Annotated in this window: 18 protein-coding genes; 11 read left to right on the top strand and 7 right to left on the bottom strand. The window is 33.2% G+C overall.

Annotated features, from left to right (window positions below; genetic code table 11):
• Positions 1 to 113, top strand: a 113-nt coding sequence (locus ACWVCY_RS08290; RefSeq protein WP_455141968.1) for a hypothetical protein, incomplete at its 5' end; no start/stop codon positions are given.
• A 290-nt stretch (positions 114 to 403) separates the two neighbouring features.
• Positions 404 to 2,848, top strand: a complete 2,445-nt coding sequence (ppsA, locus tag ACWVCY_RS08285; RefSeq protein ID WP_455141962.1) for a phosphoenolpyruvate synthase — start codon at positions 404 to 406, stop codon at positions 2,846 to 2,848.
• A 396-nt stretch (positions 2,849 to 3,244) separates the two neighbouring features.
• Here the strand turns inward: ppsA and ACWVCY_RS08280 are convergent, their stop codons facing one another.
• The 5 genes from ACWVCY_RS08280 to ACWVCY_RS08260 form a co-directional block, all read right to left on the bottom strand.
• Positions 3,245 to 4,318, bottom strand: coding sequence for a hypothetical protein (locus ACWVCY_RS08280; protein ID WP_455141960.1), 1,074 nt, complete (start codon positions 4,316 to 4,318; stop codon positions 3,245 to 3,247).
• A 241-nt stretch (positions 4,319 to 4,559) separates the two neighbouring features.
• Positions 4,560 to 5,027: a (2Fe-2S)-binding protein gene (locus ACWVCY_RS08275; protein ID WP_455141958.1), complete on the bottom strand. Its 468-nt coding sequence runs from the start codon at positions 5,025 to 5,027 to the stop codon at positions 4,560 to 4,562.
• Positions 5,024 to 5,890 carry an FAD binding domain-containing protein gene (locus ACWVCY_RS08270; protein ID WP_455141956.1) on the bottom strand — a complete coding sequence of 289 codons (867 nt, stop codon included), beginning with the start codon at positions 5,888 to 5,890 and terminating at the stop codon, positions 5,024 to 5,026. The genes ACWVCY_RS08275 and ACWVCY_RS08270 overlap by 4 nt, the downstream gene beginning before the upstream one ends.
• 2 nt (positions 5,891 to 5,892) lie before the next feature.
• Entirely contained in the window at positions 5,893 to 8,262 is a 2,370-nt protein-coding gene (locus ACWVCY_RS08265; protein WP_455141954.1) for a xanthine dehydrogenase family protein molybdopterin-binding subunit, read from the bottom strand.
• 11 nt (positions 8,263 to 8,273) lie between these two features.
• A complete protein-coding gene (locus tag ACWVCY_RS08260) occupies positions 8,274 to 8,603 on the bottom strand; it encodes a MoaD/ThiS family protein (RefSeq protein ID WP_455141952.1) in 330 nt (109 codons plus the stop codon).
• A gap of 89 nt (positions 8,604 to 8,692) precedes the next feature.
• Here ACWVCY_RS08260 and ACWVCY_RS08255 point away from each other — a divergent pair, with 89 nt between their 5' ends.
• Together ACWVCY_RS08255 and ACWVCY_RS08250 are read left to right on the top strand one after the other, a co-directional pair.
• A complete protein-coding gene (locus ACWVCY_RS08255; RefSeq protein ID WP_455141950.1) occupies positions 8,693 to 10,069 on the top strand; it encodes a hypothetical protein in 1,377 nt (458 codons plus the stop codon).
• Positions 10,070 to 10,179: 110 nt separating this feature from the next.
• Entirely contained in the window at positions 10,180 to 10,563 is a 384-nt protein-coding gene (locus ACWVCY_RS08250; protein WP_455141948.1) for a hypothetical protein, read from the top strand.
• Between the two features lie 160 nt (positions 10,564 to 10,723).
• On the opposite strand, the gene ACWVCY_RS08245 is transcribed toward ACWVCY_RS08250, so the two are convergent.
• Together ACWVCY_RS08245 and ACWVCY_RS08240 are read right to left on the bottom strand one after the other, a co-directional pair.
• Positions 10,724 to 11,587 carry a thiamine pyrophosphate-dependent enzyme gene (locus tag ACWVCY_RS08245; protein ID WP_455141946.1) on the bottom strand — a complete coding sequence of 288 codons (864 nt, stop codon included), beginning with the start codon at positions 11,585 to 11,587 and terminating at the stop codon, positions 10,724 to 10,726.
• A gap of 13 nt (positions 11,588 to 11,600) precedes the next feature.
• On the bottom strand, positions 11,601 to 13,319 hold the full coding sequence (locus ACWVCY_RS08240; protein ID WP_455141966.1) for a 2-oxoacid:acceptor oxidoreductase subunit alpha: 1,719 nt from the start codon (positions 13,317 to 13,319) through the stop codon (positions 11,601 to 11,603).
• A gap of 422 nt (positions 13,320 to 13,741) precedes the next feature.
• Here ACWVCY_RS08240 and ACWVCY_RS08235 point away from each other — a divergent pair, with 422 nt between their 5' ends.
• The 7 genes from ACWVCY_RS08235 to ACWVCY_RS08205 form a co-directional block, all read left to right on the top strand.
• The gene (locus ACWVCY_RS08235) at positions 13,742 to 14,122 is read left to right on the top strand and encodes a hypothetical protein (RefSeq protein WP_455141945.1); all 381 of its coding nucleotides are present in this window, start codon (positions 13,742 to 13,744) and stop codon (positions 14,120 to 14,122) included.
• A gap of 2 nt (positions 14,123 to 14,124) precedes the next feature.
• A complete protein-coding gene (locus ACWVCY_RS08230; RefSeq protein ID WP_455141943.1) occupies positions 14,125 to 14,514 on the top strand; it encodes a hypothetical protein in 390 nt (129 codons plus the stop codon).
• Positions 14,515 to 14,681: 167 nt separating this feature from the next.
• Positions 14,682 to 15,662: a heterodisulfide reductase-related iron-sulfur binding cluster gene (locus ACWVCY_RS08225; RefSeq protein WP_455141941.1), complete on the top strand. Its 981-nt coding sequence runs from the start codon at positions 14,682 to 14,684 to the stop codon at positions 15,660 to 15,662.
• Between the two features lie 283 nt (positions 15,663 to 15,945).
• Positions 15,946 to 17,031, top strand: a complete 1,086-nt coding sequence (locus ACWVCY_RS08220; RefSeq protein ID WP_455141964.1) for an inositol-3-phosphate synthase — start codon at positions 15,946 to 15,948, stop codon at positions 17,029 to 17,031.
• Between the two features lie 28 nt (positions 17,032 to 17,059).
• On the top strand, positions 17,060 to 17,998 hold the full coding sequence (locus ACWVCY_RS08215) for a UbiA family prenyltransferase (RefSeq protein ID WP_455141939.1): 939 nt from the start codon (positions 17,060 to 17,062) through the stop codon (positions 17,996 to 17,998).
• The gene (gene speD, locus ACWVCY_RS08210) at positions 17,988 to 19,367 is read left to right on the top strand and encodes an adenosylmethionine decarboxylase (protein ID WP_455141937.1); all 1,380 of its coding nucleotides are present in this window, start codon (positions 17,988 to 17,990) and stop codon (positions 19,365 to 19,367) included. The genes ACWVCY_RS08215 and speD overlap by 11 nt, the downstream gene beginning before the upstream one ends.
• A gap of 20 nt (positions 19,368 to 19,387) precedes the next feature.
• On the top strand, positions 19,388 to 20,015 hold a 628-nt coding region (locus tag ACWVCY_RS08205; RefSeq protein WP_455141935.1), incomplete at its 3' end, for a diacylglycerol/polyprenol kinase family protein.

Here is a 20,015-nt window from a genome sequence, read left to right as displayed (position 1 = left end):
CTGGAGCACCCTGTCGCTCTGAACGTCTTGCCAAGTATAATCAATTGATTCGCATTGAAGAACAGTTAGGAGATCACGCCAAGTACGCAGGAAAGAATTTTAGAAACCTATAAGATAAGCATATCTAATCTTTTTCTTTTCCCTTTTTTCACTATTCTTACGCGACCAAAATAGTACAGATTATCAAATCTTTTTGTAATATTAATTAGTAAAGGGATGGAATAAAGTTTTGTACCAACTGTATAAATTAGATGGTTTAATTGTAATTTTGTTAAAAATTACATTTATTAAGTCAGATTCAGACTCGTTAATTTGACGAAAATACCAATCCTTGGAGATAAAATCGTCTTTAATAAGAAAAAATAGTTTTAATTCTAAAATAAATTCTAAACGTGTGTAAACAATGTCAAAAAGCAGAAATGAGAAATACATATTATGGTTTGATGAACTCAGAATCGCGGATGTCCCTCTTGTAGGGGGTAAAAATGCGTCTCTGGGTGAGATGTATCATTTCCTTACTGAGAAAGGTGTCAATATTCCTAATGGGTTTGCAGTAACAGCAACTGCCTATCGTCATCTTCTCAAGGATGCTGGTATTGAGAAATCTATTCGTGATGCTCTTGCTGGCTTAGACACTCATGATATCAAGAATCTGCAAGAAAGAGGTCGCAAGGTTCGGTCAATTATTCGATATGCCGATCTTCCTGCTGATTTGGAACAAGAAATTCGGATGGCGTATAAGAAACTTTGTGAACTAGTTGAACGATCAGATGTTGATGTAGCTGTTCGATCTAGCGCTACGGCTGAAGATCTTCCTGATGCATCCTTTGCGGGTCAACAAGAAACCTTCCTAAACGTACGAGGTGAAGAATCATTATTAGATGCATGCAAATCATGTTTTGCCAGTTTATTCACTGATCGTGCTATTTCTTATCGAACAGATAAAGGATTTGGTCATTTTGACGTTTACCTTTCGATTGCGGTCCAAATTATGGTTAGATCTGACTCTGCTGCTTCAGGAGTTATTTTCTCCATTGATACTGAATCAGGATTTAAGGATGCAGTATTTATTACTGGTGCTTATGGGCTTGGCGAAAATGTAGTTCAAGGTGTGGTGAATCCAGATGAATTTTATGTTCACAAACCAACCTTAAAACATGGAAAACGTCCAATAATTGGAAAAAGATTAGGATCCAAGGAAATTATGATGATTTATACATCTGATCTTCGTCGTCCAACTAAGAATGTAGAAACTCCTGATTCGATGCGACAACATTATTGTATAACTGATGATGAGATATTAGAGCTGGCGAGATGGTCTGTAATTATTGAAGATCATTATGGAAAAGCTATGGACATTGAATGGGCAAAAAATGGTGATGGCGATTACGAAGGTGATGGGAAACTCTATATTGTTCAGGCTCGTCCAGAAACAGTTCATTCCCAGAAAGAGGCTAATATAATTGAAACTTATGTATTAGAAGAAAAGAGTAAGGTTTTAGTCACTGGTCAAGCTGTTGGATCTAAAATTGGGCACGGAAAAGTGAATGTTATTGAGAGTTCTGCTCGGATTACTGAGTTCAAGAAAGGAGAAGTCTTAGTAACTGATATGACTGATCCTGATTGGGAACCAATCATGAAGATTGCTAGTGCTATTGTTACAAATAGAGGTGGTAGAACGTGTCATGCAGCAATCGTGTCTCGTGAACTAGGCATTCCAGCAATTATTGGGACAGAAAATGCTACAGATATTCTCAAAGACAGCCAGGAAGTGACAGTATCTTGTTCAGAAGGTCAAGAAGGTGTTATTTACGAGGGAATTCTCCCCTTTAGAATTGATGTAATAAAATTAGACTCTATGCCAAAAACTCGTACTAAAATTATGATGAATGTAGGAATCCCAGAGAAGGCTTTTGTTCAAGGCCAGATTCCCAATGATGGTGTAGGATTAGCACGTGAAGAATTTGTTATCAATTCATATATAGGTATTCATCCTTTAGCGCTTTATCATTATGATGAATTAAAGAAAAAAGCTGATAAAGATCCTGAGATTCGAGACATTATTCGAAAGATCGATGAATTAACTGCTGCTTATCCTAATAAACGTGAATTCTTTATTGAACAATTGGCCATGGGATTAGGGCGTATTGCTGCAGGGTTCTATCCTAATGATGTTGTAGTTAGATTATCGGACTTTAAAACAAATGAGTATGCAAATCTCATTGGTGGAAAATTATATGAACCAACTGAGAGTAATCCCATGATTGGATGGCGTGGTGCTTCTCGATATTATGATGAATCATTTAAACCTGCCTTTGTTATGGAATGTGAAGCTATTAAACGAGTTCGAGATGATATGGGTTTAACTAACGTTATCACTATGGTTCCATTCTGTAGAACAGTAGAAGAAGGCAGAAAAGTCATTCAAGTAATGTCAGAAGCTGGTCTAAAACAGGGTGAAAATGGGCTTGAAGTATATGTCATGGCTGAAATTCCTTCTAATGTCATTCAAGCTGATGGATTCGCTGAAGTTTTCGATGGGTTTTCTATTGGAAGTAATGATCTCACACAACTAGCATTAGGACTTGACCGTGACTCCGAGCTTGTGGCTCATATTTATGATGAACGAAACGAGTCTGTAAAGAGACTGGTTGCTTCAGTTATAAAAATCGCCAAAGAAAAGGGTAGGAAAATAGGTATTTGTGGTCAAGCACCTAGTGATTTCCCGGAGTTTGCGACTTTTCTTGTTGAATGCGGTATTGATTCAATGAGCCTGAATCCTGATACTGTGGTTAAAACAAAATTAGATATTGCTAAAAAAGAGAAAGAATTAGGGATTTCGCCTTAAGTCTTTCTTTCTATTTTTTCTAACATATTAGATGGAAGAGATTTATCAAAATCTTGATTTGATCTTATTTGTTGAAGTAGTCAATACAACGCAAACAGAGGACTCCTAAACATAGATTTTTTGAGATTTGAATGGAATGGTTATCTGAATTGTAGTTTATTGCCTCTGTCGGACAAATAGACTCCAAAGGCTTTAAATTTTGGTTTACCTGCAGTCTAGTAGTAATAAAGGCTTGAATTTTTATTATATCCTGCAATAAACCTGTTTCTTTATTTTTTTTGTTTTTTGAAAAGAGCTTGGAAAGAAGTACAATATCTAGTGAAAGTAATAATAGAATTATTAAGATTAATGTACAAAATAATAAAAACATTATTTGGGAGGGTGTCAAAGTTAATTTCACACCATTCCTGAAACAATTACCTCAGGATTGAAAAATAATAAGAATATTGGCTTATATTTCTCTTCATAATTCTCAAGCATTTTTTGAAAACCAAATAGATTACTGATATATGGGAATAGATAATTAAAATAAGTTATATTATTATCTGCTATTCTTAAAGTCAAATGTGCCTCACCAAGGGGAAATAAAAAGGTTGATGTAACTTCCCCATTAATTATATTGGGAAAATTAATTTCTTCTGATTTATAATCCTCTGATATTAGTGAAACCATTCTATTCAAAGAAAGAAATAGCTCTGAATAGGTAACTTTTAAGAGACTTTGAAGTGTATTATTATTGTCATAAGCATATTGCAGAAATTTCGTTGAAGTGTTTATTTTAGTATGAAGATTGATTCCATATGGTAGAATATTAACTGTCCTTGTTAATGGACCACTTATTCCCCACTCTTTTAATAGATCACTAGTTGGAGTTTTCACCTGTGAAAATTCTGCATATATTTTATTTTTTTCCATCCTTCTTATAAACTTCTGAAAAGAGTTAATGAGTCTAATACACAATCCTTTCACTTTGTTTGAATCAATTGTAACTTGTGGTTCTTTAATACCTCCTGGACAGATGATGTTTCTAGGTGAAAGGTTATCCCAGTATTTTTCAAGCATAGTTGAAAATTTGGAGTATGCTTTATACGTTTGCTCATTCAATCTCCTATCATTGATGAAATAAGAAAACCAATGTAAAATAAATAGCTCGTTCATCACTCGTTCTAAATTTAATAAAAATCCTCGAAATTGAAGAACACTTTGTGATAACCGAATACCAGCTAAATATTCTAATGCTTCAGATAAATGAACCTGTATTGAAATTGCCATTAAATGGGTTTTCTGTTCTAAGATGGGAAATAATTCTTTATATGATTTATTTAATAGTGTTGGATAAATTTGGGTATTAATTTTAAATTTTTCATTTACAAAAGTAAAAATATTGGCTGGATTCAAATTTGATAAGGCTTTCTGAGCATTTAGATTAGATCTAGAGAGAAAAGGAAAATGTACAGCAGGATTTGACATTATCTAACCCTATTATTAGAGAATAAACAGTTCAATTTAATCTTTCTATTTAATCGGTTTCAAGCAATCATAATTTTATAGAAATTGGATTTAACCTATTTTAACATAGGTCAAATAAAGAAGTATATGAATAATTCAGTGTTCTTTCTGCTCAAAGATTGCCATTGAAGATTTTTCAATAACTCCTTGCTTTAATTGAAATTAATTTATAGGAAATTAAATGGAATAATCCATCAAAGTATTAATGTCCTAGATTTTGAACATCTAAGATACTATCAACGATTTGTTTATATCCTGTACATCTACAAATAATTCCATTAAGGGAGTGTTCTATTTCGGAGCGGGAAAAAATTTTCCGTTTTGATATTAAATAATAACTCATAAGAAGAAATGCAGGAGTACAGAATCCACATTGTACTGCACCATTTTTAATGAAAGCTTTTTGTAGATTAGATAGATTTTCTCCATCAGATAAACCTTCAACAGTAGTTATCGCTGAGTTTTTTGCTTCTATAGCTAATATCAAACAGGATTTAACTGGAGTTCTATTTAATAAGACAGTGCAGAGTCCACAATCTCCTTGCCAACATGCAGCTTTCACAGATTTAATATCAAGTTTATTTCTTAGTACATCAAGAAGGGTTTCATTCGGTAACACCGAAACTTCTATTTTTGAACCATTAATTATTAAATTAATCGATGTTTTCATTTGAGAAACTCCCGTAGTATTATTCTTGTATATATTTCAGCAATATGAAATCTATAATCCTTTCCAGAGCGTACATCTGATATTGGTTGAATTTTTGCTTGAATTTGTTTCCATATGATTTGAAATAGATCTTCTTTGGTTTGATTTCGATTCTTTGACAGAATTGTTGAAACATCTATTAAGATAGGTGTAGAAGCTACTGCTGTATAAGCAAACAATGTTTTCGTCCTGTTTGAAGCTCCTGTAACACCTACGAGTGCTATATCTTCCACTCCTCTTTTCATTTTAAGATAGGCTGATTTTGTTTCCTCTTCAGGTATAGGTAACCTGATTTTTGTAATAAGCTCATCAGGTTCCAAGCAATTTTGTTTAACTCCTTTGAAGAAATCTTCAATTTTAACAGTGCATTTTCCTTTTTTTATAGACTGTATTTCTATTATTGCATCAAATACAAGTAATGGACCAGCACTGTCAGCAGCTGGTGAAGAAGTGGCAATATTTCCAGCAATTGTGGCTCTATTTCGAAGAATCTCATCACAGAAATTTTGTAGTGATTGATACAATGCAGTAAAGAGTGAATCTAATTTTGGGAGGGTTAGTACTTTTGTTACAGGAACGGCAGCTCCTATAGTAAGGAATTTATCATTTAAATTCAGTTCGTTTAACTCTGGTATGTTTTTAACATCGATAATCAATTTAGGTTGTTTTATCCTATGACGAAGTTCGGGTAAAAGGTCTGTACCCCCTGCTAAGACTACTGCATTTGATTGATGAATATTAAGTAAAGATAAAGTTTCTTTAAGAGTATTTGGAGACACAAACTCAAATTCTGGCAAAGTTGTGTAGGAAATAGTTGTATTCATCTCTAGCCTTCCAAGATTTTTTCTTTTAATTGTTGAATTAGCTCAGGTTTTTGAGTAAGAATTGCTTTCCAGATATTCTCTGCAGTTAAAGGGAGGTCATTAATTGATACCCCAATTGCATTTTGAATAGCATTTCCTAAGGCAGCGGGAACTCCTAACATGGTCAATTCCCCAATGCCTCTTGCTCCAAAAGGACCATCGTGTTGCGGATTCTCAATTAAGAATGAAATAAATTCTTTTGGGACATCACCTGAGCGAGCAACGACATAATCAACAAGGTTAGGATTGAGAAGCATCCCCTCATCGTTATACTTTAATTCTTCATTCATAGCAAGAGAAAGGGCCATTACACTACCTCCAATTATCTGGCCTTCACAAAGTAAAGGATTAATTGCTTTGCCTACATCGAAAGCAGATATCAATCGTTTGATAATGATTTCACCAGTTAAACCATTTAATTCAATCTCGACACCTTGAGCTCCAAATGTTTCAAAGATTGCAGGATTCCCTGCTCCTGTTTCAGGATCCAATATCGTCATTTTTGCTATATAAGAACCTCTTCCTATAATAGGTCCCCCAATAGACTCACCAGATGGAAACATGTATCCCATCACAACCTCTGCTAGGCTTAAGTTTTTCCAAGGTTCCCCTTTAGAGAAAATTAATTCATTTTCTAAAACCAATTCAGAGATAGGGACCTTTAGCACTTGACTTGAAATACTAAAAATTTGTTTCTTGGCGTCAAGACATGCATTTCTTACAGCATTTCCATCCATGAATAACGATCGTGATCCAACTGTTTGCCAAGTATAAGCATCTGAATCAGTATTCCGAATTCCACTAATTATTACTTTTTCAATAGGTAATCCAAGTTCTTCAGCTGCAATTTGACTTAATGAGGTGATCGTTCCTTGTCCCATTTCTGAAGTTCCAACAGAAATAAAAATACCTCCATTTTCATCAAATTTAACAAATGCTGAAGATGCGCTATTTGGAGGTTGAGCAGGGCCTTTCATAAAGCAAGCAATACCTATTCCATTGAACAACCATGGTTTTTCTTTTGGAGGAGGAGATTTATGGTCAAATAATTCTTTCCAAACTTTTTCCAAACATTCATCCACACTTCCTGCATCCACTCTTAGTTTTTGTTGGTTGGCAGTATATGATTTTCCTGGTTTTAATGTGTTCAATAAACGGAACTCTACAGGGCTTATTCCTAATTTGTTTGCAATCAGATCATTTTGGCGTTCAATTGCCCATAGCAGCTCCATATGTCCAAAACCTCGGAAAGCCGTTGCATAAGGTTTATTTGTATAAACAGTATAGGAATCAGATTTGATATTTTCAATATCATAAGGACCAATTGAAACATATCCTGCAGCTCGGCCTACATTAACTGCATAGTCAGCACATGCACCTGAATCCCAAATGTATTCAATTTCCTGTGCAATAATCCTTCCGTTCCCCTTAATTCCACTTTTAATTGTAGCAACCATACCTACTCTGATAGGAGCACTTTTGAAATTTTCTTCACGATTTAATGTAAGTTTCACAGGAAGATTTCCTGCTTTCCTAGATAGTAGAACAACCAGAGGCTCGAAATTTAAGCCTGCTTTTCCACCAAAACCTCCTCCTATGAATGGAGAATGAACAGTGATTTTTGAAGTCGAAATAGCAAAAGTAATCCCCAAAAGGTTCCTTACAGTAAAGGGTGATTGTGCTGAGGACCAAACCTCGATTGATCCATCTTGTTTATAATGACCAAGGGAGACTATTGGTTCCATATATGAATGAGACACTTGGGGCATGGTATAGGTATTCTCAATAATGTGATCTGCTTCGGAAAAACCTTTTTCTATGTTTCCTTTACGTAATTTAAAGTGATTGGCGATATTAGTTCCAGCTATTGGATTAAAAGCTGGCGAATGTTCATATTCATTCATTTTTTCATGGACAAGAATTTTCCTTGATTCTTTTGCTTTAACTGGATCAATTATTGCTGGTAATGGTTCATAGTCAATTTTTATTTTTTGTAATGCGTCTTCAGCGATTTTCTCTGTTGTAGCTGCAATCGCTACCACGGGTTGTCCCACCCACCGAACTTTTTCAAATGCGAGGATGTCGCGATCTCCTGCATACAGACCAATTTTAACAGGCCAATCTTTTCCCGTAACAATTGCTTTTACACCAGATATTTTCTCTGCATCTGATGTATTAATATTTATAATTCGTGCATGAGCATATGGTGAGGTTAGAAATTTCGCATAAAGTAAATGTGGGATATTATTAACATCAAATGTAAAAATCGCCTTTCCTGTGATTTTTTCAAAAGCATCTTTTCTAGGAATAGGTTGACCAATAATTTTCTGCATGTTCCATTCACCTAATAGTAGTCATATTTTTTCTCTTCTGAACCTCCACCAACAATTTCTATAAATCCAAGTTTATCAACAGTGACATGATCCTCCTCCTTCAGTGGAGTATCCAAACCTAACTCTGATCGATTCATTATATGTCCATTTATCAACAGAATTGTTCCTTGACTTAATTTATCATTTTTTAGCAAGATATCTTTTAGGATTGGATCCATTTCAATAAGTTTTGTTATTACATGTCGAATCGTTGGACTGGTGTTTTCTAGAAAATCTAGTTTGATATTTGTTCCCAGATTAGTTCCAAGTCGACCATAAAGATTAATTTGAATGGAGACCATAAGCATTCTCCATCAAGTGGGAATTCCTTGAAAAGGATTCTTCTTTTAATCAATGGGTTTTAAAATCAACCAAACACTAGTGATTGATGATGACACGAAGAAATCTTCGGAAAGAAATCATGTCTTTTATCAAGCTAGAAGTTGCTGAAAAAAAAGCAGACTGGGGTGAGTTGAGGAGAGTAAAAGAAAGAATAATAGTAAAGAAAGGATTACCTAATCTTCCATCTTTAATTTTTCATACGACCGAGGGATTATCTTATTTTGCACTGATTCGCTGGAAAAATGAGTTAAGGGTGTATAGCTTTAATCAAGAAGGAGTAATTATAGATGGTCAATCATTTATGGATGATCTTGAAGCTGCTTATAAAGAAATAAAATCAAAATCGAAAAAAGTAAGTCGTTATCCTCCAATTCAAAAACCTAAGACTTTAGCTGAATCTAGTTCAGAATTAGACTTGAAATTTAAATTTTTTTGGGAAAATCTTGCTAAGAAATTCGAAATCCCTTCCAAAACACGTAAAAATAGACCATTAATCCGTGGAGTTGATCATGAGAGAACTGGTATAGATGAGACCGCAATTGATGGTAAGTTTATCGAGATTCCTATTAAATCTTTTGAAAAATCGTTTTTATTTACCTATTATTGCTTATTGTTCTTTTTACCATCAAATATGGAACGAGAATCCAAAATTTCAGGTTTTTTAATTCGATTTCTGCTTAGCAAGTTTCCAAAATTTAGAGGGAAAATTACAGAGGGAGATCTAGATTCAATTTCACGAAAATTCGCAAAATGGAATCACTTGAGTATAAAAGAAATTTTTAAAGTTCTTTATCGAATTTCGGAATATTATACAGAGAATTGGGAAACTTCAGACATTATAGGCTTGTTCGAATATTCTTTACCTCAAGATCTTAGAATTTCTGAAGGCCTTGTAGAAATTTTCTGTCATTTATATAAAGAATCAAGAAAAACATCATTTTTATTCTTATCTAATATCTTGGGTATTCCCTATTCCCATTATTGTAATAAAACTGATTTATTACAGGATTCTCTCCCTATTCAGATATGCAATTCTCTTAGAAATTTTGATTTTATACCAGTTTTATCCGCTTTAAATTCTAACAGGCCTCATTTCAATAAAGGAGAATTAAAAGCACTCAAAGAAGGTATCCAATATCAATTTAGCAAATCGGTTAAAATTCTTAGTGTTTCAAACAATATGATTGAACTGTACAATAGGAGTGATTTAGTTGTATTAATAACTCTTATAACTCAATTACTTTCAAGTGGTACCGAAAAAGTCGTTTTTGAGGATAAAATACCTATAAATTCTCAAAGTTCTATTAGACTGAATATTAAAGATTATCAAAATATTGAACATACACCTCTTCGTTTGAATTTTCAAATTCTAGATAATATAAAAAGTAATCAATCTCCTCTTTTTTCTGGAGCTATAATAACCTAGAAGATGATAAATCTTTTTTATCCTGATTATGTTTATAAAAATGAAAGTTTTCTTCCTTCAATACATAATCAAGGCAAATTTAAAGTCAAAAAAGCAGGTTTGAAACAATTATGACGAAGAGAATGGAAAATTTTGCGTTTTACGGGATACAAATTCTCTTAGGATGTTCTTCCTATCTAATTGGGGCATTATATTTTAGTCGTATCCTGGATGTTTATTTAGAAACATCTTCTGGAATAAATATTGATGGAATAGTGACAACCTTATTTAATTCACAGATTAATTTAGATCCTATTCCCTTAACTGTTTCAACAGCTATTGCTTCACTTTTAGGGGTAGGACTCATTTATTTAAGTTATTATTTAATCAAAGAATCAATTATTGGCCTTCGAATCTTAGAAAAAAAACAAATAATGGGAAATAAGTCTAAACAGATCAATTCAACAAATGATGAGAATTTTCTGCCAATAAAAGACAAGGAATCTTCTTCTTAAATGCTCCAATTTTGCTTCTTCATTGATAAATTAGAAATTGTACTGAATATTGTATTGTCACATTTAATAGAGATTATTAGAGGATTTTAGTTCTTTTTTTGGAGGTCAAAAATCCTTTAAGATTGAAATTGCATAATAATGCTTGAAGTATTAATATAGCCTATTTTCGCATTGAATTGATAAGGGATTCCAATTTTGGTAAATTTGCTTCCCGCTTATACAAAGGGTCCTTGTTAGTTTGATAAATTGGTAAATAATCTTCGAAACAAGGTTTAGAATGCTTAAAGAAGACACCTAAAGGCAATTTTCCTTTTTCAGTAGCACGTTTGAACGCTTCTATCTTATTTGTTGAATCATGAGTATCCTCTAAATAGTATGAATTTTCTTTAAACCATTTCCAAGTATTGACTTTATTGAAAGAAACACAGGGTTGTAAAATATCAACAAAAGAATATCCTTTATTTTTAATAGCCATTTTTATTATTTCTTTGGCTTTTTCTTGATCGGTTATGGACACCCGTGCTACAAAAGAAGCATCTAATGCAATTGCTAGTGCAATAGGATTAAAAGGTTCATTTTTTACTCCTTGAACTTGAACTGGTGTTATGAACCCGAATTGGCTTGTGGGAGAGGCTTGTCCTTTAGTTAAGCCATATACCATATTATTATGGGCTAGATGGGTAATATTTGGATTTCGAAGAATATTATGAATGAAGTGGTTACCACCTTCACCAAATGAACAGCCATCACCGCTTTCTACAATAACAGTAAGGTCTGGATTGGCAGCTTTAATAGCCATAGCTGATGCTATTGCTCTACCATGTAAACCATTAAAGATGTTTGTTTTAAGATAATGAGGCGTTTTAGCAGCTTGACCTATACCTGAGACCATAACTAATTCTTCAGGTTTAATATTTAAATCTACTAATGCTTGTTTCACTATTTTTAGAATGCTAAAGTTACCACAACCTGGGCACCATGCTATATCTGTTTCTGAGGGCATATCAAAAATACTGACGTTCATCATCTCAACTCCTTTATGCAAGTTCCTCCAAGTATTTCTTTATCTCTTCTACTGAGAATGGCATTCCATTATATTTCAATAACTGTTTATTTACCCTGAAGTTAAATTCTGATTGCAACAACTTACCAAATTGTGACGTGGCATTATTTTCAACCATAATGGTAGTCTGTGCCTTTTTTAGATATTCCAATGACTTTTTATTGAGCGGATAGACTTGTTTAAAGTATAAAAAAGCTATATCGCTTCTTCTAAGCTCTTCTAATGCTTCCTTAATTACACTATAATTCGAGCCCCAACCAATTACTAATATTTCATAATTTTCATCACCAAAAAGTTCTGGTTCTATAGCTTCTTCTATTAAAAGTTTATATTTCTTGTATAATCGTTTTTCTACCATTTTTGGTCTTAAATGATGAACATCTTCAGTTATATGTCCATCTTCTGTGTGTTCATCGCTATCTACATTAACTACTCCATCACCGTATCCTGGAATTCCTCTTGGACTTATTCCATTTTCTGTTAGTTCATACCGACGATAATTAGATTCTGTTTTAACGATATGTTTCTCATTGTTAATTTTCGATACATCTAAATTAGGAATTGAATAGTGTGAGTCTACAAAGAACTGATCTGTTAAAATGAAAACAGGAATTTGATATTGATCTGCAACATTAAAGGCTTTGTGTGTCAGATAAAAACCATCCTCTGGCGTCCCTGGTGCATAAACTACACGGGCAAATTCTCCATGAGCTGCGTTAACTACATGTGTTAAATCTTCTTGACCTGTTCGTGTTGGTAGACCTGTTGCGGGTCCAGGGCGTTGAGCTATATGCAGGACCATTGGGGACTCAATCATCCCAGCTAATGATAAGCCTTCAGTCATTAGAGCAAATCCACCACCAGAGGTAGTTATCATGGCTCTTGCTCCAGCATACCATGCTCCTATACCTTTATTTATAGCTGCGATTTCATCTTCAGCTTGATCAATAATTATATCAAAATCTTTAGCTTTTTGAGAGAGAAAAACTAGAATACCAGTCGAAGGTGACATAGGATATGAAGAAATAAAGTTTATACCCGCAGCGATGGCCCCTAATCCTATTGATTGTGTTCCACTAAGAAAAACATTATTCCTTATTGATTTATCTGTTGGAACTGTAATCCTTATTTTATTGGCCTCATATAGTTCTTTTCCAATTTTAAAACCCCTCCTTATTGCAGTTATGTTTTTTTCTACAACAGATTCCCCTTTTGGAGCAAAGCGATTCTTAATATAATCTATAGGGGACTCTTCCGGGACTTTGAAGAGAGCAGCTAAAACTCCTACTGCAACAATATTTGAGTAGATTTTTCCTCCTATTTCCATTGCTATGTCAGTAAAGGGAATCTTTATCATATTTTCAGGATTCTTAACTAATTCAACATCAATATTAGTTTCTTCTGCTAGTATTGAAGTGTTAGAGCTAATACGACCCTTTACATGATTCATTGCTTCTGGACTGAGGGGAATAAGCACATCAATTCTATCAAGAAAAGCTGTTGCACGTTTTGAAGAGACTCGGATGACTGTTGAATTTGTTCCTCCTCTTATTCGTGACATAAACTCACTTGTAGAATAAGAATTATATCCAGCAACTCTAAGGATTGCTGTAAGTAATTCTTCTACTGTAGCTATCCCTTGACCAGCTGCTCCGCAGATAACAAGTGAAATATCATTTTTATATTCCAAAATTCTTACACACGCTCCTGATTTGATATTAATATGCAGAAATTATCTAAATTTTATGTTACCAATTTTTCTATTCAAGAAATAAAAAATTTAGGGAGATATTTTTATTGATTGATATGTTTATCGAAGAAGACACCTTAGGACTTAAACACAGAGGTTTTTAATGAATATTGATCGAATAAATTCTCACATTAAATTTTTTTCTCGACACAAACAAAAGAGGAGAAAGAAAGTTTCTAGTAAATTCGATGATATTCAATCCAAAATTTGTTAATTGTATATGTTATTAAGTTTTAATTAATATCATATGGTTGAGAAAAGAAATTTGAAATAGAGAAACAACTGCCTAGTCATTAGAATGAAGATTTTTCAAATGATGTAATTGTCAAATCCATTAATTGATATATTTTGGAGGATCTTATCAAATGAGTGTCAGAGATGTCATTAAAATAATAGATTTCACTTTTCAGGGCATTGATATCGCTGCCTGTATATCTATATGCGATTCAGACGGCTTAGTCCTTTATAACGTAGGAGAATGTGCTGATCAATGGCTTCTCGAAGCAATTAGCGCTTATTTAATAATGGCTTTTGAATCAACCATGGAGAAATTAAAATCTTTTAATGAGGTTCTCGATTCTTTAATAATTAACTCAGGCGATTTTGTTTTTTATATAGACGATCTTCGTGGAAAGGAAAACTTGTTTATTATTATAAAAACTTCTACAGAGAGGATGCAAAAAGTACTACCTTTTTTAAAAAATGCGGTAGGATCTATTGAACGTTCTCTTATGGATTTGGGTTAAATATGGGAACTCATAGAGTGATAAGTCTCATCGAGGAGATTTTTGGAGGGATTGAATTACATGCATGCTTTTCGCTTGTGGATTCAGAAGGATTAGTACTCTATTCTACTGGTGATTGTTTAGATCAGATGTTATTAGAAGGTCTTAATGCTCAATTAATTGTTGCCTTTGAATCAACATTAAAAGCCTTTCAGGATATTCCCTTCTCAAATTCTTCATTGGATTATATTCTTATTAATTCTGGAGATATAATGTTTTATGTGGATGATTTAGCGGGAGATTTAGGACTATTTCTTATAATAAGGACGAGAACTGATCTTATGGAGAGAGTTTTACCCTTCTTAAAGAGCTTTGTTAAAACAGTTGAGAAAAATTTGACTAAATCTAGGTGATATTGAATTAAATATCACATTCCAGCTAGCAATTATGATGTAATTCCTATCAAGGTTAGAATATTCTTTTTAATAGGTTTTATTACTTTTGAAGAAGCATTTATTACATTGTTAATATAGACATAAATCCATCCTAAAGAAAAAAAAAGATCTCTGGTGGTCAAAAAATGGGAAAAAGAAGAAGTTTCTCAAGTAGAAAGTACAATTGTCCTACAAAAGAAGTTGAACCAAATAACTTTTTAGAAAATGAACAGATTTATGAGTTATTGAAAACTAAAGATACATATTCATTTAATCAAGAGTATGAATTGAAATTATTGAACTGTGTTCATTGTAATGCATGTGAAACTTCTGAAGAAAGATGTCACCTAAATAAGAAATTTTTAGACGATGGTAATACTATTACTGGGCTTGATAGAATGATACATAATTTCGAGGCTAATCGTACTCCTTATCTATCTGGAGAAATGCGTATTAAAAGGCCAGATGGAATTCCAGAAAAAAGTGATACTCTTTACTATATGGGTTGTCTTTCCACAATCCGTGTTCCTCAATATACAACTGATTCGATTAAATATTTACTCAAACAAAATATTGATTTTACAATATTAGATAAAGAAATCTGCTGTGGATACCCATTTTATGTTTCTGGTGCTTTTTCTGAATTTGAAAGGAGTAAAAAAGAAAATCTCGAAATTTTTAAAGGGTATAATAAAATCATTTGTACGTGCCCAGCTTGTTATTTTGTATTTAATGCTCATTATAAGAAAGATAGTAATATTGAATTTGTGTTTATAACTGATTATCTTCAACCTTCTGAAAAAAGAAGAAAGGGGAAAGTAGGTGTTCAACATCTTTGTCAGTTGATGTATCGTGGTTTTCCTGGAGTAGATATTCAGTTTAACCGAGTTTTGGAGAAATCAGGATATGAAATAATCGATATCCCACATAAATGTTGTGGTGGGGGGATTGGATATATGCATAGACTTGATGTAATTGATAAAGTTGCAGAAGATAGAATACAGGCCTTTCAGAGAGGTGATTTCTATACTTCATATTGTCCTGCATGTTTTTGGATTCTATATTATTTTGGGAAGAAGATAAAAATTCATCAAAAACTCAAAAATCCATTTGAGCTATTATTATGAGTGTATTGTATCAAATAACATAATAAAAGGATGAATTCTTAAGATTCCTCTTGAATTATATCATCTTTGAAATTGAGTCTTTCAAGATAGGATAAAAAATTTTAACTAATATAAGCACCGAAAAACTTCTATGATATCTAATTTAAGGACCGTCTGAAAAATCAGAAGAGGGATGTTCAGAAAGGTTTTGGAAAAAACTTTAGCAGTCTTAAAAATATACTTATTTGCAATATCATTCTTGAAAATAATAGTTATAATTAAATTAATTGAGTTGAAAACGCGTATGGGTAAAATTAGAGTGGCAATCGCTGGGTTAGGTAATTGTGCTTCCGCATTAGTTCAGGGAACTCATTACTATCGCAATGAAAAAGAAGATCAACGGGTTCCTGGTTTAATGCATGTAAAGTTTGGTGATTATCATGTTCGGGATTTAGAATTTGTTGCTGCTTTTGAGGTTAATCAAGAAAAAATTGGTAAAAAGATAAGTGACGCAATTTGGATGCCCCCAAATTGCACACCGAAATTTTCAGAAGTTCCCGAGATAAAAGGAATGGTTTATCCAAGCCCAATTTTGGATGGGGTTGCTCCTCACATGCGAGAATCTTTTCATTGTTATTCTGAATCTGAAATGAAATCAATAAACATTGCAGAGATACTTAGAGAAACAAAATCAGACATCTTAGTCAATTTTCTTCCCGTAGGGAGTGAGGAAGCTACTCGAGTATATGCACAGGCATGCATAGATGCTGATGTTGCATTTGCTAATGGTATTCCTACTTTTATTGTTTCAGATCCTAGTAAAGAATGGCCAAAGAAATTTGAAGCAAAAGGTCTTCCTTGTGCTGGAGATGATATAAAATCCCAAGTAGGAGCAACAATACTCCATAGAGTTTTAGCTAAATTAATGCTTGATCGTGGAGTTGAAATTGATAAAACTTATCAGCTTAATGTTGGTGGAAATACCGATTTCGAGAATATGAAATTTGAATCACGCTTGAAGACTAAAAGAATTAGTAAAACAGAAGCAGTTACATCTCTTATGCCACATGATGTTCCAACTCGCATAGGTCCATCTGATTATGTCCCATTTCTAGAAGATCGTAAGATATGTTATCTGTTATTGGAAGGTAGAAAATTTGGTGATCAACCTCTTTCAATTGAAGTGAAATTAAGCGTGATAGATAGTCCCAATTCTGCAGGAGTAATGATTGATGTTATTCGGGCACTTAAAATAGCTCTTGATCGTAATGTAGCTGGTCCATTAATTTCCATGTCCTCCTATGCGTTCAAACATCCTCCTGTCCAAATACCTGATTTCGAGGCTCGTGAGAGAGTTGAAGCGTTTATTCGTGGAGATATTGAGAGATAAAGTTTGATTATGGAGTCTTGAAGAAAATTTGTCAGTCAAAACCATTCTACATGATTTTTATGATTTGACCAGACTTCCTTTAGGGATAATGGGAGCTTTATTTGGGTTTACTTCAGGTGCTATTGTTGTAATAGTCGAAGAGCAAATGAATATTTTATCACTCTTTTCAACTCCAAAATATTGGCCAATTACTATTTTAGGACTTACTATCCCTTTTCTTATTGTCGGGGCTTCCATGGTAATTAATGATTACCATGATTATGAAGCTGACCGTATTAACAGTAGAATGGATCGCCCTTTGGTTCGTAATCCTAATTTAAATCCCAATATTGTCCTTTTTTTAGCTTTATCTATGATTGCTTTAGGAATCTTGATTTCTTACCTTTTATTTACCAACAATATACTTGTTGTTCTTGGTGTTATTTTATTCAGCTTTTTGGGTATTTCTTATAACTTATGGACAAAGGAAAGAGGGATATTAGGTAATATTACTGTTGCAATTTCTGATACAGCTCCAGCATTACTTGCATTGATAGCTATGGAAGCTAAAGATAAGGGTACTATATTTCTTGTTTTTGTTATGGCTGGAATAACTTTTTTTGGGGTTGTGGGTCGGGAATTAGTCAAAGGTATTATGGATATAGAGGGTGATCGCGCAGCAAACTCCCGTACTTTTGCAGTTGTTTATGGTCCCAAAAGAGCTGTACAACTTGCTTCATTCTTTTTTATCATTGTAATTTTCATTTCTCCGTTGCCTTTATTCATTAAATTCCAGAATAGCCTTTTATATTTACTATTTATGAGTGTTACAATTACTCTTCTTCTCTTTACTGTTATAATGTTATATAATAATCCGTCAATTGAGAAGGGTAAAAAAGCGAGATCTTTAACTCGCAGTGCCTTATGGACTGGGGCAATTGCCTTCTTAATAGGTGCCTTGGAATTAGGTTTTAGATATGCATCATAACCAACCAACAACCTTTTTTAACGAAATAGCTAGTAAAGCTAATTTAGAGGAAGGAGCTAAGGGTGTGGAGCGTGTCGTTAAAATTTTGTACCGATATAGAGATGAGAAACTTTCAAATAAAGTATTTTCACGTCTTTCTGGAATACCTGTTCCCGTTTTAGCTGCAGTTAAAGGAGAATTAATGAAATCAAATTTTTTAATATCCAAATACCAAATATCTAATGAGGGTATCAAATGGGTTGAAAATTCATTAGGATTACGCTTTTCTGCTGATTTTTTTGATGAATTTATTAATATGAGAACATTGAATGTTGATTCTAAGTATTTAGAATATTTCAAACCAGTTATTGAGTATTTGAAAAAAAGACCTGATCCAGATTATCGTTTAGATCAATCTCGCAGTCTTCCAGAGACCGTTATAAAAAGAACTTTATTGATGCTTGAAAAAGGGGATGTAGAGGGGAAAAAAATCGTGATTCTGGGTGATGATGATGGGGTTTCCATCGCTTTGGCTCATCTTCGGTGTGCACGCGAAATTTTTGTATTAGATATTGATTCTCGTATTGTAAATTTTATAAACCATTATGCAGCTCAAAATGATTTAAAAAATGTTTTAACTGCGAAGAAATGGGATATTCGTTCTTCATTTCCCACAGAATGGGTTAACAAATTTGATGTCTTTGAAACAGACCCGCCCTATACTGTTTCAGGATTTGAGGTTTTTTTAAACCAAGCTATAAATCTTTTAAAAACTGGAGAAGGCAGGGGATATCTTTCATTCGGATTTAAAACCCCTCATGATACTTGGAAATGTCAACAATTATTACTCCAACATGGGTTTATTGTAGAAGAATTTTTAAGAGATTTTAACAAATATTTAGGATCAACCATTCTCGGAAATAGTTCTAATCTCTATATTATTGATCGTGTTCCTCAAAAAATTCGAAAATATGAATTTGGAGATTATTTAAAAGAAATATACACTTCTGATGAGAAAAAAATAAAAGATTTACCTACAATTGGCTATCAAATCATTGCAGAATTTTATGGGGTGAAAAAAGAATATCTAACAAATTTAGATTTATTAACATCTTTATTAATTGAGGGAATTATCATTAGTGGGTTAAAAAAGGAAGAAATTTTCCAAAAAGAATTTTTTCCATACGGTGTTTCAGTCATTGCAATTTTACTTGAAAGCCACGCTCATATTCATACATGGCCTGAATGGGATTACCTTTCTCTTGATATTTTTGTATGTGAAGCGGAAGAGAAAGCAGAAAAGTTATTTCAGTTTTTACTAAAAAGACTAAATCCAATTGATTACCATCGATTTCAATTTTTTAGGGGGAAAACTCCTGAAGTCGTGTGATTTTAAACTAGGTGCTCTTTATGGACATTAGAAACCAAGATGCAAATAAGTCTAATGATAATTTCAATATTTTGAATGAAGTAACACGTAAAGCGGTACATTTATCAGTTTTATTGATTCCGATTGGCTACCATGTCTTAAAATTTCCTTTAAGCTTGATTCAAATGTGTTTACTTGGAGTTCTATGCTTTTTTGTACCAATGGAAATATATAGATTAAAAATTAATCCTAATATGTGGATAAATTTTATTACACGGCCCTCTGAAAAGAAAGAACCTGCAAATTATGTCTTAACTACTGCTATATGGTTATTAATTATCCTCGGTGTAGAAGTTTTTTATTCTATTATTGTTGCTGAGTTAGCATTAGTTGCAACAGTTTTAGGTGATTCGATAGCAGCAATTATAGGTAAAGGTATAGGTACTCACCGACTTCCATTTACTTCAAAAAAAACCATAGAGGGGTATATTTCAGGATTAGTAGGGACTTATATCATAGGAGTGGTATTTCTTCTTACAATAAATGAATTTTCATTATTATTCCCATTATTACCAACCATTGCTTGGGGAGTCTTTGATTTCTTCGAGGATTTACCTTGGTACTTTGCTGATAATATCTTTCATCCATTAATTACACTTCTTCTTGCCT

The organism is Candidatus Hodarchaeum mangrovi, assembly GCF_975850365.1.
Note: the sequence above shows the minus strand (reverse complement) of the source record. Positions and strands in the feature narration are given on the sequence as shown.

Bases quoted from the DNA above. Each gene is read 5' to 3' on its own strand.
- ppsA (WP_455141962.1), top strand. From the start codon at position 404: ATGTCAAAAAGCAGAAATGAGAAATACATATTATGGTTTGATGAACTC.
- ACWVCY_RS08280 (WP_455141960.1), bottom strand. From the start codon at position 4,318: ATGTCAAATCCTGCTGTACATTTTCCTTTTCTCTCTAGATCTAATCTA.
- ACWVCY_RS08275 (WP_455141958.1), bottom strand. From the start codon at position 5,027: ATGAAAACATCGATTAATTTAATAATTAATGGTTCAAAAATAGAAGTT.
- ACWVCY_RS08270 (WP_455141956.1), bottom strand. From the start codon at position 5,890: ATGAATACAACTATTTCCTACACAACTTTGCCAGAATTTGAGTTTGTG.
- ACWVCY_RS08265 (WP_455141954.1), bottom strand. From the start codon at position 8,262: ATGCAGAAAATTATTGGTCAACCTATTCCTAGAAAAGATGCTTTTGAA.
- ACWVCY_RS08260 (WP_455141952.1), bottom strand. From the start codon at position 8,603: ATGGTCTCCATTCAAATTAATCTTTATGGTCGACTTGGAACTAATCTG.
- ACWVCY_RS08255 (WP_455141950.1), top strand. From the start codon at position 8,693: ATGACACGAAGAAATCTTCGGAAAGAAATCATGTCTTTTATCAAGCTA.
- ACWVCY_RS08250 (WP_455141948.1), top strand. From the start codon at position 10,180: ATGACGAAGAGAATGGAAAATTTTGCGTTTTACGGGATACAAATTCTC.
- ACWVCY_RS08245 (WP_455141946.1), bottom strand. From the start codon at position 11,587: ATGAACGTCAGTATTTTTGATATGCCCTCAGAAACAGATATAGCATGG.
- ACWVCY_RS08235 (WP_455141945.1), top strand. From the start codon at position 13,742: ATGAGTGTCAGAGATGTCATTAAAATAATAGATTTCACTTTTCAGGGC.
- ACWVCY_RS08230 (WP_455141943.1), top strand. From the start codon at position 14,125: ATGGGAACTCATAGAGTGATAAGTCTCATCGAGGAGATTTTTGGAGGG.
- ACWVCY_RS08225 (WP_455141941.1), top strand. From the start codon at position 14,682: ATGGGAAAAAGAAGAAGTTTCTCAAGTAGAAAGTACAATTGTCCTACA.
- ACWVCY_RS08220 (WP_455141964.1), top strand. From the start codon at position 15,946: ATGGGTAAAATTAGAGTGGCAATCGCTGGGTTAGGTAATTGTGCTTCC.
- speD (WP_455141937.1), top strand. From the start codon at position 17,988: ATGCATCATAACCAACCAACAACCTTTTTTAACGAAATAGCTAGTAAA.